This window comes from Mesorhizobium sp. M0998, from assembly GCF_040318885.1.
Taxonomy (GTDB): domain Bacteria; phylum Pseudomonadota; class Alphaproteobacteria; order Rhizobiales; family Rhizobiaceae; genus Mesorhizobium.
Map to the genome: position 1 here is coordinate 41,028 of NZ_JAMYND010000027.1, position 15,339 is coordinate 56,366.

Sequence of the window (15,339 nt, forward strand, 5' to 3'; positions counted from 1 at the left end):
TGCTGGTTTATTTGGCCTGATGAATGCTCGAAACCGCCAGCTTGCCGGCCTTGATCGAGTAGGTGACAACGACCTTTTCACCGACCTTGAGCGTCTCGGCCTCGATCCCTTCCGGCAAGATGAACGTCTTGCCGTCGGACAGCGTGATCGAGTCGCCACTCTTGTCGACGCTTGCGATCGTGCCGGTGGTTGCCTTGGCGAAGGCACCGGTCGAGGATGCAAGGGCCAGTACAATTGCGGTTGCGATAACTGATTTTTTCATGTTCGTTTTTGCCGTTTGGTTTCGTTGCGATGCCGAAAGGGCCCGTTAGGCCCTGAGCGGCAACGGTGACGATCCGGAGCGGTAGGGCTTGCCGGATCATTTCTCTCATTCGAGAGAAGATGGATCGAGCTTAGGCGGCGGAGTTTGCGACAGGATGGCCGCTACTTTACAAATAGGTAAGCCCGCCGCTGCGCACCCCTGAGGTCAAGCCCGAGGGCAGCCCTTTGCGCGACATCCCTCTATCTCTTTGTTTTGACGCAATTCCGGACGGAAAAACCGTTTCACACTTTTCCTGGAATTGCTCTAGAAATCGCGCAGGTGCTCGGCGTCTCGTCCGGACGAAGGCCTGGCCGACAGGACGGCGGCGACGACCGAAGCGGCGACAAGGCCGAGCACGACCCCAAGATAACCCCAGGGGATCGACAGCGCCTCGGGCGGAGGGTCGAACACGCCAGTCAACAGCTTCACCAGCATCCACGCCGTCAGGAACCCCGACAGCAGACCGAATGCGAAACCACCGACGAGGATGAGGAGGCCTTCGCCCCACAGGAAGGCCGCCAATTGCCGGGGCTTGGCGCCGATGGCGCTCAGTATGGCGAAGTTCCTGCGGCGCTCGATGAACCCCAATGCCAGCATCAGGCCGGCGGCGGCAGCCGCCATGACAACAGAAAACCCCAGTTCGATCGTGGTCAGCCCGCCGAGGTCGACCGCCGTCAGGCTCGAGCCGATGAGATGAGCGGCTTGTGCGATGTCGGCAACCTTCAGCGACGGATCGAAGGAAAGCACCGAAACGGCCTGTCGTGCCAGCGCTGACGGATCGGCCTTTGCCCGCATCAGGACGTATTCGGATGCATCCGACCCGGTCATGCGGCCCACGTAGGCGGCGTTGGCGACGAGGAAGGAGTCCTTCGGCGCGGTCGGAAACTCACGCACAACACCAATGAACCTGAAGGCGATGGGATGGTACTGGTGATCCTTTGCATCCATGAGCCGAAGATTGATCGTATCGCCTTGCTGGAGCTGGAAGTCTTGCACGGTCTCTTCCGACACCAGAACACCGTTGGGAGTCAGGGTGAGCTGGTCGAGCATGCTGGCCGCGCTGGCGCCGCTGAAATAGGCATCGGAAAGGCTCGTTGCGCGTTCGATGCGCATGGGGTCGATGCCATAGAGATCCTGCAGGTCGGCGCCGACATAGGCGAAACGGTGCTGCATGGGCTCTGCCGCTGCCGCCTCGGGCAGTGCGGCCAGCGCTGCCAGATGTGTCCCGGCCGGCCTGCCCGATGTGCCGAAGACGGTGACGTCGGAACCATTGGTCAATTCCGCGTCGATGCGCGCCTGTGCGTTGTAGGTGGTGTTGAAGATCGCGGTCGACGTGGCGAAGGAGATCGCCAGCGCGGTCATGGCGATGCCGACGGTCAGGCGTCCCGATTGCCGAGACAGCGCCGCCGATACGACGTTCGCGAGAGGCCCGGCGACTGGCGCGATGATCGCCCGAAGGCCCGCGCCGTTGCGCGCGATGATAGTGCCCGACAGCCGCACGGTCAGCAGCGCCATGCCCAGCCAGAACAGCGCCGGTGCGATGAACGCCTTGTAGTCCACCGAGGTTGCGGCGACGCCTTCGGGTGCCAGCACGATCTGGTATCCGGTGCTCGCCGACTGCCAAAAGAAGAGCCCGGCTGCCGCGAGCAAAAGCATGTCCAGCCATAGGCGCTGCCAGACCGGCGTCCCCGAGCGGCTGACGGCACGCCGCGCGGCACTGACAGTCGCCCAGCGCGCGTCACGCCAGGCAGGAAACAGAAAGGCGACGAAACCGACGAGCAGCCCGAACAAGGCGACAAGAAGCAGTGTCGGACCGCTCGTGCTCGCCGTTACATGCTGGCCCGAAGCGATGCGGCCGAAGAGCAACGCCGCGGCTATGCCAAGCGCGGTTCCGCCGACAGCGGCGATCGCGGCCTCGGCTGCCGACAGGGACAGGATTGTCCTTGTCGTGGCGCCGCGGACGCGCAGCAGCGCCTGCTCCATCCGCCGGCGCGCCGCACCGGACGATGTGACCGCAAAGGTGAGCGCAATGGCCAGCGCAATGCCGGGCAGCCCGAGAAACAGGAACAGCACGGAGGCGTAAAGTGCGTCCTCGCGGACTGCTCCGAGGCGGGAGCCGAGATTGTCGGCGACCAGAGCCTGACCCACGGTCCGCGCCTCGAGGTTGCGCTTTGCACTGGTGACGAATGTATAGGCCGTGACAGGATCGGTGGGCAGCGCCTCATGGGCGAGCCGAACATGCCATTGCAGCCTGGTGGTGTCGGGGCGCATTTTCTGCTGCGGGTCGAACAATTGCTGCCAGTCCTGCCGTGACAGCACAAGCACATTGTCAGGCGGCGCCTGCGGAGCAGCCTGGGGCGGCAGGCCTACCGCCTGGAACAGCGAATCGGCGTCGGGAAGGTCGATCACGCCGGCAACTTTCACTTCTGCCGGGGGCAGCCCGATTCGCTTGATCGACACCGTGTCGCCGGGGCCGACATGTAGGTTGGCCGCCGTCTGCTGGGCAATGAGAACACCGTCGGTCTTGCCGGAAAGCGGCCGGACTTCGGCCGGAAAGGCCCGGGAATAGCCGCTATCGAAGGCGATGACCCGTCCCGGTCCGGTGGTCTGCGTGGTGCCGCCGGTCTGGGCCTCGAAACCGGCGACATCCGCATAGCGGACCTGGTAAACGGCCTTGACCGGCGTGGCTTCGCTCACCGCCTTACCGATCAAGTCCGGATCGGCACCGGAAATCACCTGGACCTGCCAGTCGATCGGCACGGCCGATATGGCGCGAGCCGTCATAGAGGAGCTGGCGCTGGCGAGAAAAAGCGCCATCGCCGCGAGAAGCGCTACGCTGAGCGCGACGCCCGCCATCGAGCCGGCGATACGAACGAAACGACGGGCGAGTATGCCCCGAAGCCAAAGCAAAAGCATCATGCTGTGACGTTCCACGGCCGACCGGTGACCAGCCGGCCGTGATCCATTGTCCAGCGCGTTGCCATGCGAGCCGCGACCGCTTCGTCATGCGTCGCCACGACCAGCGCCACGCCGGTGTCCTCCAGCCGGTCCAGCACGGCGTCGAAGAAGAATTGCGCCGTCCGGCTGTCGAGCTGCCCGGTTGGCTCGTCGGCAAGAACGAGTTTCGGTCCTGTGGCCAGCGCCCGGGCCATGGCAATGCGCTGCGACTGTCCGCCGGACAATTCCTCCGGCAGTTTGTCGCCAAGCTCGCCGAGGCCAAACGATTCCAGCAGTGCTGCCGCGGTTTCATCCGCGGCGCTTTCGCCGGCCAGCACCATTGGCAGGCCGACATTCTGGGCCGCCGTAAGGGCGGGAAACAGGCTGGGCGACTGGAACACGAATCCGACCTGACGCGGCCGCAGTTCCTCGAACGGGCCGAGCCCGGGCCATTCAATGGTGCCGGTCGTCGGTCTGTCCAGCCCGCCAAGAATATGCAGCAGCGTTGTCTTGCCGCTGCCGGAAGGCCCGACCAAGGCAATGCGCGCGCCCGCCGCGATCTCGCAGTCGACATCGCGCAAAACGGTGATCCGGCCGGCGTTCCCATCATGAAAGTCGCGGCCAAGACCTTTGCCGACAACTAGCGTCCTACTCACCCTCGATCCTCCCGTCTCTCAGACGGATGATCCGGTCGGCTCTTTGCGCCAGCGCTTTGCTGTGGGTTGCGAGCAGCGTCACCAGTCCGGCTTCGCGTCTGGCCTCGAACTGCTCGATCAGCCCTGATTCAGTGTCGCGGTCGACCTCCGCGGTCGGCTCATCGGCAACCAGAATGGGGGGATCCGCGGCCAGCGCCACGGCAAGGCCGGCGCGCGCCGTCTCGCCGCCCGAAAGCTCGGTTGGAAATGCATTTCCGCGATGCGACAGGCCGACGCTTTCCAGCAGGGCGCCAATTCGTTTCTCGTCCTGCTTTCCCGCCAGCAGCATCTGCAAACGGATGTTCTGCTCGACGCTCAGGTGGCCAAACAGGTTGCCGGACTGTAGGAGGATGCCGAAATTGGCGGTGCGAATGCGCGTGCGCTCGGCCTCCGATCGTCGGGTCAGGCGCAGGCCGGCCACCTCGACATGACCACCATCCGGCTCGTCCAGCCCGGTTACGCAGGCCAGCAAGGTGGACTTGCCGCTGCCGGACGGCCCGGTCAGGGCGACGATCTCACCGGGCGACATCTGAAAACTTACACCGCGCAGTGCAGCCGTCTCGTCGTCGCCGATGTGATAGAACCGATAGAGTTCGTGCGCGTCCAGCGCGTGCATCTCACTTCCACCGCAACGAGTTGGACATCAACTGCCACTGGTCGACATTGTCGGCGCCCTTTGGCGCATAGAGTTCGAGCGTGACGAGCTTGCCGTCCTTGAAATAGAGGTAGCGCTCATTTTCCAGGCGGACCTGCCTGTTGGTCACCGCGTTCGGTTCGGAGTTGGACGTGTAGACGATGCGGATTGCCGGCCCCGCCGGCAGCTTGACCTGCTTGACCGCCGTCACCCGGATGGCTCGACCGGTGGATTGCAGCTTCGGAACATAGTCCGCCTTGACGCTGTCGACGGTCGGCGCGGCGTCCGCCTTCGCCACGGAGACAACGACGCCGTCGAGCTTGTCGACGAAGCTGGCGCCGTCGGCATGATCCGACCGCGCCCAGCCCTCCGGCACCTTCATGGTGAAACCTTGCGGCGAGGCATAGTCGATGAAGACCTGCGTATCGGGAATGTCCCCAGGAGGGTTCTTTTCCGCGGGGACGACCTTCTCGGCCGCCAACGCCGGCAGATTTCCGAAACCTGGAATGAGCGCGCCGGCAGCGCCTAGACATGCCGCGACAGTAAGCATCGGCAGGATCCGGCTGATTTTTCGATGAGCGGACATCATTTGAGCGGCCTTTCGAGTTGGCACGGCGAATGCACTCACTATCGCGCATCAAGCTTACAGGCATGTCGCCTGGTTCATACGGATTGGTAAGCTTGGAGGGCAGTGCCTAGCCAGCCGACGGTTTTGCAGCCGGAAAACTGACGACGACCGCGAGGCCTGGACGGCGGTCTTCCAGGGCAATGGATGCGCCGTGCAGATCGGCTATGGCGCGCACCAGGCTAAGCCCAAGGCCGCTGCCGGGCGTCGAGCGGCTATTGTCGAGCCGGTAGAGCCGTTGGAATACTTTTTCACGCTCCTCAATCGGAATCCCCGGGCCGTCGTCGCCGACTTTCGCAAGAACGCGGTCGTCCTGCCGGGTCACCGACAATTCGATGACGGTGCCTGCCGGGCAATGCCGCAAGGCGTTCTCCACCAGATTGGCGAACATCTGCGTCAACAATTCCCAATCGCCGTGGATCTGACATTGTGCGCCTTGAAAGATTTTTGCCGTCAGCGACTTTCCGTCATCCTCGGCAACGTCCGCATAGATTTCGGCAATGCTCTCGACGACGCCATTGACGTCCAGATCGATGAAGCGCGCCTTGCGCGCTCCAGCCTCGATCTGGGCGATGCGCAGCAAGGCATCGAACGTCTCATTGATCTGGAGCCCTTCCGCCCGCGCGTCCGCCAAATCATCGGAAACCGCTTCGCCCAAAGCGGTCTTGTCGGCGGCGGCTTCCAAAATCATCTGCAGGCGGTTCAGCGGCGTCTTCAAATCATGCGCGATGTTGGCGCTGACCTGCTTCATGCCTTCGACCAGCGCCGACAGCCGGTCGAGCGCAGCGTTGACCTGGGCGGAAACCCCGTCAATATCGTCGCCGTTGCCAACCAGGGGAATGCGGGCGTCAAGCCGCCCATGCGACACATCGACCATAGTGGCGGCGATACCGTCGAGGCGGCGCTGGACACGCGAGGCCAGCAAGGCGCCGCCGGCCACCGCCAGACCGGTGATGATGAGGGTTCCCCAGCCGAAGCTCATCAGCACAATGCTTTCCAGCTCTTCGGTCTCGGAAAGGCTGAAAGCGACCGTCAGACTGTTTCCGCCAACCGAACCGGACCAGGCCCTATAGACGGTGTCGGCTGGCACGCCGGGCATGGTGGCCTCAAACATCGAGAAGCCGTCGGGAAGGTCCGCCGCGGTAAAGTTGCCGGCAAGATGATTGCCGGCCGGACCGGTCAGCGAGAACAGCTGCTCTTTCTTGGTTGAGAGCGCCGCGTGGCTGTCGACCGTGGCAACCAGATCCTCCAGGTCGCTTTCGGCATAAGTTACCGCCACCACGGAATAGGTCTCTTTGATGGATTCGTCGAGCCGCTGGGCAAGGTCGGCGCTCATCAGCTGATAGACGATGGCGCCCGACAGGATAAAGGCAAGCACGAACAGGAAGCCGAAGGTCAATGCAAGCCGGAAAGGCGTGCTGCGCAGCAGGCTGGGGCCCGATCCATCCCGGTAGAAACGGGATGGGACTCTATCTTCTTGTTTGGCCATGATCTTTTCCAACAACCGGGCCCACTTTTTGGGATCATGGTCTAGATAGGCGCATGCAGACTGTAGCCGGTGTTGCGGACCGTATGGATAAGCTGGGTTTCGAACGGCTTGTCGATCTTGGTCCTCAGCCGGCTGATATGGGTTTCGACGACGCTCGTCTTGGGATCGAAATGGAAATCCCAGACGCGTTCCAGCAGCATGGTCCGGGTGATGACGCGGCCTTCGCCACGCATCAGCACTTCGAGCAGGCTGAATTCCCGCGGCTGCAGGTCGATCACATGCCCCTGCCTGGTGACGCGGCGCATGATCAGATCCATTTCGAGATCGGCGACCCGCAATGCGGTCTTCTGCTCCTGCGCCGGCGGCCGGCGGCCAAGGGCGTTGATGCGGGCGAGCAGCTCGGAAAAGGCGAATGGCTTGACGAGATAGTCGTCGCCGCCGGCCTCCAGTCCTTCGACCCGGTCATCGACGCCACCGACCGAGGTCAAAAAGATCGCCGGCGTTCGCACCCCGGCGGCACGCACCGCCTTGATCATCGACAGGCCGTCCAGGCCGGGGATCATCCGATCCGCTATGATCACGTCATAGGCGTCGCGTGTCGCGGCAAACAGCCCGTCATGCCCGTTGCGCAGCAGATCGCAGACATGCCCGGCTTCGCTCAGTCCCTTGACGACGTAGTCGGCCGTCCGTGGGTCATCCTCAACAAGGAGAAGTCGCATCTCTGTTCCGGTCTGTTGCCGAGGCTTTGTCAGTGCGGCATGCTAGCACCGCCGGCGGTCCGGTTCCTAGAATATCCGCCAGCGCCTGGTGGCTCGTCGTCGTTGCACATGCCCACAGTGTCATCCGACCGGATCGCGCGCAGGAACAAGCATCCTGCGCAGCACGGCGTCTTTCAGAATAAAATGATGGAAGAGTGCCGCACTGGCATGAATGCAGATCAGGACGATGAACACCGGCTTTGCCCAGGCATGGATATCGCCCATCCAGCCCCAGAGATGAAAGGCCAGAAGCCCGGAAACAGGAACAGCGACGAGAAAGCCGTAGAACAGTGCATGCGTTGCGCGTGAGGCGAAAGCCATCCATTTCGGCATTGTCGATTGCGGCTTGGGCGCACCGACAAAGAGGCGGACGGCCAGTCGCACGAACACCAGCAACAGGATCGCCAGGCCGACCCAGTAATGGGCGGACCCCATGGTCTGCTCGTAGGTTGACAGTCGGCGTCCTGCCGCTGCCGCATCGACATAGGTTGTCATGTTTTCCCCGAACAGGAGCTGGAACAGGACAAGCGCCGCTATCGTCCAATGCAGGCTAATTTGGAGGCCGCTATAACCGGATTTCTTGGAGTTCATTCTTCTGTCCATGAGGTGAGCGCGATAGCTGCCCATAGCAACCCACGGCAGGGATCCGTGACGTTTTGGCGCGTTCTCGTCGCGTCAGGCGGGTGTGCAGATGCTTGATTCCTACTCCGATTCAAGCAGGATTTTGTCGGCCTCGTCGGTGTCCTTCTTCAGGCTCATGTAGAGAACCAGGGCGATGATGCAGCCAAGGAAGAGGATGCTGGTCAAGGTGGTGCCAAAGCCTAGGCCGCCATATTCGACCGGCTGCGAGAGCAGGTCGCCGAATGAAGCGCCCAGCGGCCGCGTCAGGATGTAGGCGAGCCAGAAGGCAAGGATGCCGTCCAGTTTGAGAACATAATGGGCAAAGGCGATCAGCGCGATGACGCCGCCAAACAACAGGCCGGTGGTGAGGTAGCCCATGTCGAACTTTTCGGCGACCAGATCGCCTGCCGCGGTGCCCAGCGAGAAGGTGAACAGTATCGCCAACCAGTAGAAGATCTCGCGCCTGGTGGTGAAGATCGTGTGGATGGACAGGGTCCTCTCGCTGGCGTACCAGACCGCGAATGTTGCGGCGAGCGCGATGCTGAATGCAATCGTCGTCGTTTCAAGCCGCACCCCGAAATTGTCGACGAGATTGTCGGTGATCAGCGTGCCGACAACGCTGATCAGCACGACCGCCAGCCAGTAGGCCCATGGCACATAACGTTTCTGCGCGAATTGAAGGATGAGCGCGACAATCAGGATGCCGGTCATGATCAGCGACGTAACGGTGAGCCCGAGGCCGAGATTGACGGCGAGATAGTCGGCCGCCGTCTCGCCCATGGTCACCGCCAAGAGCTTGATCAGCCAGAAATCGACGGTGACATCGGGAACCCGGTTAAGAGCAGGCGCGACCCATCGGGCGGCTGGCGAGAGCATGGCTGTATCCCTGTCGTTGATGGAGAAGGTAGGTCGACTTACTTGCCCAGGATTTTCATGGCCTGAGCGAAGAAGTCGTCGGCGCGCTTGTCGTCGTCGGCGTTGCAGCGCTCGATTCCCTTGGTCTCCAGCTCGGAAACCTTGGTCTTGTCCGTATCGCTGAGTTTCGCCGTTGCTTCTGCTGCCCTCAGATCCTTGAGCGAGGTTTCGCAAGGGGTCGTGGCTGCGGATGCTGATAAAATCGGGTTGGCGATGGCAACTGTACCGAGCGCGAGGGCGAGAACCAGTCTGTTCATGTGATATCTTCCCTATTTGGCGCCGGGGTTCCGGCAGTGTCGATCAAGCTCTGGCCAGTCGACCGGCAGCAGCGACTACCGGCAGCAGCGACCATAGGGAGGCGAGTTCGCCGGCATCTGTCCGGTGGTTTACTTTTTTGTAAGAATTCGAGAAAACCCGTCGATTGCCTCGCCATCAGGCGGCGGAAAGAGTAGCTGGTTACGCGCAACGACACTTCGGCCCACCCATAGACTTGCCAGAGCCGCGGGAAACCAATGACCTACGCCTCCCTCAAACCTTCACCAAAGGCATTCGACCAGCACAAGCGCCTCATCGTTCTCCAGGTAGCGGCCGTCCTGGCCATAGCGCTGCTGCTGTTTGTCAAGCCGTTCCTGAGCGAAGGGTCGAGCGGACACGAGTTCGTCGAACTGCTGGGCGGCCTCCTCATCCTCATTTGTGTCGGTGGCCGTCTGTGGAGCATTCTCTATGTCGGCGGCAGAAAGAACGAAGAGTTGATTTCCGCCGGGCCATTTTCGATGACCCAGAACCCGCTCTACTTCTTCTCAACGATCGGCGCGGTGGGCATTGGGCTGATATATGGATCCGTCGTGGTGGCCGTGGCACTTGGCCTAGCCAGTTTCGTCGTTTTTCGGGTGACGGCGCGCAAGGAAGCTGAATTCCTGCTGGGAAAGTTTGGCCCCGCTTATCTGGCGTATGCGGAGCGAACGCCGCGCTTCTGGCCGAACCCGCTGTTGTTTGCCGACCAGGCCGAACGACAGTTCTCAACGCATGCCTTGAAGCGAACATTCTATGACGGGCTTTATTTCCTCGCCCTTTTTCCGGTGATCGAAACGGTCGAGCATTTAGGAATGGCGGCTTCCTGCCGACACTGTTCACCCTCTATTGATCAATGCATAAATCTGCTGCCATTCGCCCACGCTCGTCGCTATCAACTGGGACAGTAGCGACCGTTTTCGCTAAAGACATAAGAGCATCGACTGATTTTCGGCACTTGGCGCAATACAGACCGGGACTTTGCGATATCGGATGGTCATTTACCGGAAGGGCACTAGCGGGACGGCGGCCAACGGAAAAACCCATCTCCCAACATTGGCCAAAACATTTTCGCCGGACCCCCTTGTAGACGCACTCTTTCGCGATGTGGCTGTCGGCCGTTGAGACGGATTGCATTGAATGCGTATTTTACTTGCTGAAGACAATCGCGAATTGTCGACATGGCTTGCCCGCCTGCTGCGGCGCGATCATTACGTGATCGACTGCGTCTATCGCGGCGACGATGCCGACCTCGCACTCGCCAGTCAGGACTATGCGCTGGTCATCCTCGATCTGGCCTTGCCGCATCTTGATGGCATCGAGATCTTGCGGCGGCTGCGAAGTCGCGGCAGCACAACGCCCGTCATCATTCTCACCGCCAACGATGCCGTATCGAGCCGGGTGCGTGGCCTCGACAGTGGCGCCGACGACTATCTGGTCAAACCGTTCAACGTCGATGAATTCGAGGCGCGCGTCCGCGCGCAGCTGCGGCGTGGTCGGGCAAACTTCGACCCGATGGTGCGGTTCGGCACGCTCGCCTTCGACACGCAGGCACGTGCCTTCACCCTCGGCGAAAGCCCGCTTCATTTGACCGCTCGCGAACATGCCGTGCTTGAAACGCTGATCATGCGCGCCGGTCGGCCGGTCCAGAAGACTATGCTCGCCGAGAGTATCTTCGGCTTCGACGACGAGACAAATCCGAACGCCCTGGAAATCTGCGTTCACCGCGTCAGGAAGAAGCTGGAGGGCAGCGGCATGGCGATCACCACTCTTCGCGGTCTCGGCTACGCCCTGCGAATCGACGATGGCCACTAGAAGCCTCCAGCGTGAACTGCTCGCCTGGCTCGTCGTGCCACTGACGGCCGTCGTCTCGTTCAACGTGTGGACGACCTACAAGAATGCGGAGGAAACCGCCAATCTGATCACCGATCGAACCCTTCTGGCATCGGCTCGGGTAATCGCGGAAAACATTCGCGAAAACGACGGCGTGCTGGAAGCGCCGATCCCGCCGGCTGCGCTGGAAATGTTCGCATCCGATCAGCCCGACCGCGTCGTCTACCGCGTGACGACACCACGTGGCCAAGTCATTGCCGGCTATCCCGATGTCATCGCACCGCCTGGCCAACCCGCCGATCTCAATCCGGTCTATTTCGAAACGACGTTTCGCGACCAGCCTGTCCATGCGGTTGCCATTGCCCAGCCCATGGTCAGCAAGCAGAACCCGGGCAATGCAATGGTGGCGGTCGGTCAGACGTTGAGGGGGCACGACAAGCTGATGACCGGCCTATGGCTCAAGGCGCTGCGCGACCAGGTGCTGCTCGTCGCGGCTGCCGGCCTGCTCGGCGTTTTCGGGCTGCGCCGTGGCTTGGCGCCGATCCTGCGCCTTCGCAACGATGTGATGGAGCGCGATCCGGCGGAACTGAAGCCTTTCGCCGCCGACACTGTCCAGAGCGAATTGCGCCCGCTTGTCGAAGCGCTGAACGAGGCCTTCAACCGCATCCAGCGCCAGATGGCCACGCAGAGGCGCTTCGTCGCCAACGCCGCGCACCAGTTGCGGACGCCGCTGGCGCTGTTGAAGACGCAGGTCAGCGTCGGCCTGCGCGAACGCGATATCGGCACCAAGGATGAAATTCTGGCCGCGGTCGACATGTCTGTCGATGGCATGGCGCGGCTGTCGAACCAGCTTCTTTCACTTGCCCGCGCCGAGCAGGGTAGCTCTTCGCTGATGAAATCCAGCGTCGATTTCAGCGCCGTGGCCAGGGATGCTCTCGAGGGGTTGGCGCAGGCGGCGCTGTCGCGCAACATCGACCTCGGATTCGAGTCCGAGGGAGATGATCTCATCGTGTGGGGACATCCGACCTTGCTTCGCGAACTTGTCGTCAACGTGGTCGACAACGCCCTGCGCTACACCCCACAAGGCGGCTCGGTCACCGCAAGGATCGGCCGCGATGCGAGCTGGATCGTGCTGCAGGTGGAAGATACGGGACCGGGCATTGCCGAAGGCGACAAGGAAAAGGTGTTCGAGCGCTTTTATAGAGGGTCCGAACCGGACAGCGAAGGCACCGGCTTGGGTCTCGCCATCGTGCGCGAGATTGTCTCGTCGCATGACGGCGAGATCGCGCTCGCCAACCGCAAGCCGCTGCCCGGATTGAGCGCCCAAGCCAAGCTGCCCGCCTACCAGGCAGCCCAAGCCTGATTCAGCTTCCCGACTTGGTTCAGGTCATTGCGTCTCGTGCAGGGGCTGCGGACGCCATTTCGCCAGCCGGTCCTCGACCATCGTCATCAGATATTCCGCACCGAGCGCCACCACCATGACGATGACGATCGCGGCATACATGCCGGCCGCGTCAAAGGAGCCCTTGGCGATGTTGATAAGCAGGCCGATGCCGTAGCGCGAGCCGACGAACTCGCCGACGATGGCGCCGATTATGGCAAAGCCGAAGCTGACATGCAGGCTGGCGAAGATCCAGCTCATCGCCGACGGCACGATCACCGAGCGTGTCAATTGCCAGTCGGAAGCGCCAAGGATACGGGCGTTGGCGATCATCGCCCAGTCGGCTTCGCGCACGCCCTGGAAGGCGTTATGAAAGACCACGAAGAAAACCATGACGAAGGCGAGCGCCACTTTCGAGGCCAGCCCCAGGCCCAGGATCATGATGAAGATCGGCGCCAATACCACGCGAGGAATGGAATTGATCACCTTGATGTAGATGGAAAAGATATCCGCGGCCATGCGGTTGCGGCCAAGCGCGACGCCGATGATGATGCCGGTAACCGAACCGGTCACGAAGCCGATAGTGGCTTCCTCCATGGTGACAAAGAGATGGTACCAGAGCGGTCCTTCCGACGTTCCTTCCGTCGTCCATTCGTAGAGCCTGGCCGCGATCGTGCTCGGCATCGCGTAGAAGAACGGATCGATCCAGGCGAGGCGGCCGGCGATTTCCCACAAGGACAGGAAGATGACGAGGATGGCAATCCGCCAGAAGATTACCGTGCGGCGGCGGTGCTTCGCCGCCTTTGCGGCGGCGGCTTCGATTTCGGCGTCAGAGGTTCCTGGCCTGAAGCTTCCGGCGCTGACGTCGATGGCAGCATCAGTCATAATGTTCTCCCTCAGGCGGCGGCCCGCGCATAGCTGGTCTCGACCTCTTCCTTGAGATCGGCCCAGATTGTGCGCGAATAATTGATGAAGCTCTGCTCGTAACGGATATCGGCGACGACGCGCGGCCGCGGCAGATCGATGGTGTAGACCGACTTCACTGTCGCCGGACCAGCAGTCAGCACATAGACCTTGTCGGCCAGGGCGATCGCCTCCTCCAGATCATGGGTGACGAAGACCACCGAGGCCTTGGCCTGCGACCACAGCCGCAGCAGCTCTTCATGCATGAGCACGCGTGTCTGCACGTCGAGTGCGGAGAACGGCTCATCCATGAGCAGAATCTCGGGGCCGTTGATGAAGGTCTGGGCGAGCGCCACGCGCTTGCGCATGCCGCCCGAAAGCTGGTGCGGATAATGCTGCTCGAACCGCGACAGGCCGACGCGCGCCAGCCAGTCGCGCGCCGCGGCCATGGCCGCCGACCTCGGCCTGCCGCGAAACAGCGGGCCCGCCATGACGTTCTCGATCACCGTGCGCCAGGGAAACAGGGCGTCGCTCTGGAAAACGAAGCCGATGCGTGGGTCTATTCCCTTGACTGGGCCGCCCATGACGCGAACCTCGCCGGCGCTTGGGGCTGCTAGACCGGTGATCAGGTTGAGGCTGGTCGACTTTCCGCAGCCGGTCGGGCCGACGACGGCGACGAATTCGCCACGCTCGACTGTCATGGTGAAGTCGCGCAACGCGGTCAGCGATTTGCCGGTGGGGGAGAGGAAGCGGCGGCTGACATTGATCAGCTCGATCGCCGGAACGGTTTTTTCGGCAGCCATGATAAAGATACTCCAAGGCCCAGCGGTCGCCGCGCGGGAGATCGCCGGACGCAGAAACAGGATGGATCCGGCGCGAGGCTCGCGCCGGCGATGTCGGCTATTTCACGTTCTTGACGAACTCGGTGGTGTAGGTCTTCGACAGGTCGATCTGCTTGCCCTGCAGGTCCTTCTTGAAGGCCGAGAGCACGGTTAGCACCGTTTCCGGGCCGCCTTCCGGCATGACGCCGTCGGCGGTGAACATTGCTTTGCCGGCGTCCAGCGCCTTCACATAGCCTTCCTTGTCGCCGACATAGTAGTCCTTCGGCATCTTTTCGGCGATCTCGGCGCCGCTATGGGTGTTGATGAACTTCAGTGTCTTGACGAAGGCATTGGCCAGCTTCTGCACCGTCTCCTTGTGGGCGTCGACCCAGTCCGTTTGCATGTATAGGGAAGCAGCCGGATAGGTGCCGCCGAGCGCGGCTTTGGTACCTTCCATCGTACGCATGTCGACAAGAATGGAAGCTTCGCCGGTCTTCAGAAGCCGGGTGATCGTCGGTTCGGTCGTCATGCCGGCCTGAATCTTGTCCTGCTGCATAGCGGCGATGAAGGTGTTGCCGGCGCCGACCGGAACCGAAGTGAATTCACCGAGCTTCAAGCCGTTCTTGACGGCAAGATATTCCGTCAGGAAGTTTGTCGAGGAGCCGAGGCCAGTCACGCCAAGGCTCATTCCCTTGAAGTCGCCGGGCGATTTGATCTCAGGATGCTTTGTGGAAACGAGTTCGACTTCTCCGGGCGCCTGGCTGAACTGGACAACGGATTCGACGAATTTGCCCTTCGCCTGCAGATCGATGCTGTGGTCGTAGAAACCGACCACCGCCTGCACGGCCCCGGCCAGCATCTCGTTCTCGGCATCGACGCCGGCCGGCTCGTTCAGCAATTCGACATCGAGACTTTCGTCCTTGAAGTAGCCGAGCGCTTCCGCCAGCTTGGCGGGCAGATAGATCTGCTTCTCGTAGCCACCCACCATGATGGAGATCTTATCGTCGGCGCGAGCCGATGGTGCGGACAGGGCTATGGTGGCGACGAGTGCAATTGTAGCGGCTGAATCAAGCAGTGTTCGCTTAGGCGACATGGCCTCTTCCCTTGGTTCGGTTCCCGCGTCCCTCTCTTCTCC

General features: G+C 61.8%; 16 protein-coding genes. 3 read left to right on the plus strand and 13 right to left on the minus strand.

From position 1 onward, the window contains the following. Positions 1 to 7: 7 nt before the first annotated feature. The 10 genes from NKH59_RS23310 to NKH59_RS23355 form a co-directional block, all read right to left on the minus strand. On the minus strand, positions 8 to 262 hold the full coding sequence (locus tag NKH59_RS23310) for a DUF1344 domain-containing protein (RefSeq protein ID WP_353023206.1): 255 nt from the start codon (positions 260 to 262) through the stop codon (positions 8 to 10). Between the two features lie 303 nt (positions 263 to 565). Continuing rightward, positions 566 to 3,220 (minus strand): ABC transporter permease, encoded by a 2,655-nt coding sequence (locus tag NKH59_RS23315; RefSeq protein ID WP_353023208.1) that lies wholly within the window; start codon positions 3,218 to 3,220, stop codon positions 566 to 568. Then, positions 3,217 to 3,894, minus strand: coding sequence for an ABC transporter ATP-binding protein (locus NKH59_RS23320; protein WP_352542759.1), 678 nt, complete (start codon positions 3,892 to 3,894; stop codon positions 3,217 to 3,219). The genes NKH59_RS23315 and NKH59_RS23320 overlap by 4 nt, the downstream gene beginning before the upstream one ends. Beyond that, positions 3,887 to 4,549, minus strand: coding sequence for an ABC transporter ATP-binding protein (locus tag NKH59_RS23325; protein WP_352816323.1), 663 nt, complete (start codon positions 4,547 to 4,549; stop codon positions 3,887 to 3,889). The genes NKH59_RS23320 and NKH59_RS23325 overlap by 8 nt, the downstream gene beginning before the upstream one ends. A 1-nt stretch (position 4,550) precedes the next feature. Further along, the gene (locus NKH59_RS23330) at positions 4,551 to 5,117 is read right to left on the minus strand and encodes a hypothetical protein (RefSeq protein WP_352816322.1); all 567 of its coding nucleotides are present in this window, start codon (positions 5,115 to 5,117) and stop codon (positions 4,551 to 4,553) included. Positions 5,118 to 5,262: 145 nt separating this feature from the next. After that, a complete protein-coding gene (locus NKH59_RS23335; protein WP_353023209.1) occupies positions 5,263 to 6,681 on the minus strand; it encodes a HAMP domain-containing sensor histidine kinase in 1,419 nt (472 codons plus the stop codon). 41 nt (positions 6,682 to 6,722) lie between these two features. Further along, the gene (locus tag NKH59_RS23340; protein ID WP_353023210.1) at positions 6,723 to 7,400 is read right to left on the minus strand and encodes a winged helix-turn-helix domain-containing protein; all 678 of its coding nucleotides are present in this window, start codon (positions 7,398 to 7,400) and stop codon (positions 6,723 to 6,725) included. Positions 7,401 to 7,520: 120 nt separating this feature from the next. Next, a complete protein-coding gene (locus NKH59_RS23345) occupies positions 7,521 to 8,030 on the minus strand; it encodes a cytochrome b (RefSeq protein WP_352542764.1) in 510 nt (169 codons plus the stop codon). Between the two features lie 111 nt (positions 8,031 to 8,141). Beyond that, the gene (locus NKH59_RS23350) at positions 8,142 to 8,936 is read right to left on the minus strand and encodes a COG4705 family protein (protein WP_352542765.1); all 795 of its coding nucleotides are present in this window, start codon (positions 8,934 to 8,936) and stop codon (positions 8,142 to 8,144) included. A gap of 38 nt (positions 8,937 to 8,974) precedes the next feature. Continuing rightward, the gene (locus tag NKH59_RS23355) at positions 8,975 to 9,232 is read right to left on the minus strand and encodes a hypothetical protein (RefSeq protein ID WP_352542766.1); all 258 of its coding nucleotides are present in this window, start codon (positions 9,230 to 9,232) and stop codon (positions 8,975 to 8,977) included. Positions 9,233 to 9,487: 255 nt separating this feature from the next. Between NKH59_RS23355 and NKH59_RS23360 the strand changes: the two genes are divergently transcribed. The 3 genes from NKH59_RS23360 (at position 9,488) to NKH59_RS23370 (ending at position 12,462) form a co-directional block, all read left to right on the plus strand. Beyond that, the gene (locus tag NKH59_RS23360; protein WP_353023212.1) at positions 9,488 to 10,177 is read left to right on the plus strand and encodes a methyltransferase family protein; all 690 of its coding nucleotides are present in this window, start codon (positions 9,488 to 9,490) and stop codon (positions 10,175 to 10,177) included. Positions 10,178 to 10,406: 229 nt separating this feature from the next. Beyond that, positions 10,407 to 11,081, plus strand: a complete 675-nt coding sequence (locus NKH59_RS23365) for a response regulator (RefSeq protein WP_352542768.1) — start codon at positions 10,407 to 10,409, stop codon at positions 11,079 to 11,081. After that, the gene (locus NKH59_RS23370) at positions 11,071 to 12,462 is read left to right on the plus strand and encodes a sensor histidine kinase (RefSeq protein ID WP_352542769.1); all 1,392 of its coding nucleotides are present in this window, start codon (positions 11,071 to 11,073) and stop codon (positions 12,460 to 12,462) included. The genes NKH59_RS23365 and NKH59_RS23370 overlap by 11 nt, the downstream gene beginning before the upstream one ends. A 24-nt stretch (positions 12,463 to 12,486) precedes the next feature. On the opposite strand, the gene NKH59_RS23375 is transcribed toward NKH59_RS23370, so the two are convergent. From NKH59_RS23375 to NKH59_RS23385, 3 genes are all read right to left on the minus strand, one after another. Next, complete coding sequence (locus NKH59_RS23375) at positions 12,487 to 13,365, minus strand: ABC transporter permease (RefSeq protein ID WP_353023214.1); 879 nt, start codon at positions 13,363 to 13,365, stop codon at positions 12,487 to 12,489. Positions 13,366 to 13,376: 11 nt separating this feature from the next. After that, positions 13,377 to 14,186: an ABC transporter ATP-binding protein gene (locus tag NKH59_RS23380; RefSeq protein WP_352816312.1), complete on the minus strand. Its 810-nt coding sequence runs from the start codon at positions 14,184 to 14,186 to the stop codon at positions 13,377 to 13,379. Positions 14,187 to 14,283: 97 nt separating this feature from the next. Then, positions 14,284 to 15,297, minus strand: coding sequence for an ABC transporter substrate-binding protein (locus NKH59_RS23385; RefSeq protein ID WP_352923631.1), 1,014 nt, complete (start codon positions 15,295 to 15,297; stop codon positions 14,284 to 14,286). Between the last annotated feature and the right edge of the window lie 42 nt (positions 15,298 to 15,339).

Bases quoted from the DNA above. Each gene is read 5' to 3' on its own strand.
- NKH59_RS23310 (WP_353023206.1), bottom strand. From the start codon at position 262: ATGAAAAAATCAGTTATCGCAACCGCAATTGTACTGGCCCTTGCATCC.
- NKH59_RS23315 (WP_353023208.1), bottom strand. From the start codon at position 3,220: ATGATGCTTTTGCTTTGGCTTCGGGGCATACTCGCCCGTCGTTTCGTT.
- NKH59_RS23325 (WP_352816323.1), bottom strand. From the start codon at position 4,549: ATGCACGCGCTGGACGCGCACGAACTCTATCGGTTCTATCACATCGGC.
- NKH59_RS23330 (WP_352816322.1), bottom strand. From the start codon at position 5,117: ATGCTTACTGTCGCGGCATGTCTAGGCGCTGCCGGCGCGCTCATTCCA.
- NKH59_RS23335 (WP_353023209.1), bottom strand. From the start codon at position 6,681: ATGGCCAAACAAGAAGATAGAGTCCCATCCCGTTTCTACCGGGATGGA.
- NKH59_RS23340 (WP_353023210.1), bottom strand. From the start codon at position 7,400: ATGCGACTTCTCCTTGTTGAGGATGACCCACGGACGGCCGACTACGTC.
- NKH59_RS23345 (WP_352542764.1), bottom strand. From the start codon at position 8,030: ATGAACTCCAAGAAATCCGGTTATAGCGGCCTCCAAATTAGCCTGCAT.
- NKH59_RS23350 (WP_352542765.1), bottom strand. From the start codon at position 8,936: ATGCTCTCGCCAGCCGCCCGATGGGTCGCGCCTGCTCTTAACCGGGTT.
- NKH59_RS23355 (WP_352542766.1), bottom strand. From the start codon at position 9,232: ATGAACAGACTGGTTCTCGCCCTCGCGCTCGGTACAGTTGCCATCGCC.
- NKH59_RS23360 (WP_353023212.1), top strand. From the start codon at position 9,488: ATGACCTACGCCTCCCTCAAACCTTCACCAAAGGCATTCGACCAGCAC.
- NKH59_RS23365 (WP_352542768.1), top strand. From the start codon at position 10,407: ATGCGTATTTTACTTGCTGAAGACAATCGCGAATTGTCGACATGGCTT.
- NKH59_RS23370 (WP_352542769.1), top strand. From the start codon at position 11,071: ATGGCCACTAGAAGCCTCCAGCGTGAACTGCTCGCCTGGCTCGTCGTG.
- NKH59_RS23375 (WP_353023214.1), bottom strand. From the start codon at position 13,365: ATGACTGATGCTGCCATCGACGTCAGCGCCGGAAGCTTCAGGCCAGGA.
- NKH59_RS23380 (WP_352816312.1), bottom strand. From the start codon at position 14,186: ATGGCTGCCGAAAAAACCGTTCCGGCGATCGAGCTGATCAATGTCAGC.
- NKH59_RS23385 (WP_352923631.1), bottom strand. From the start codon at position 15,297: ATGTCGCCTAAGCGAACACTGCTTGATTCAGCCGCTACAATTGCACTC.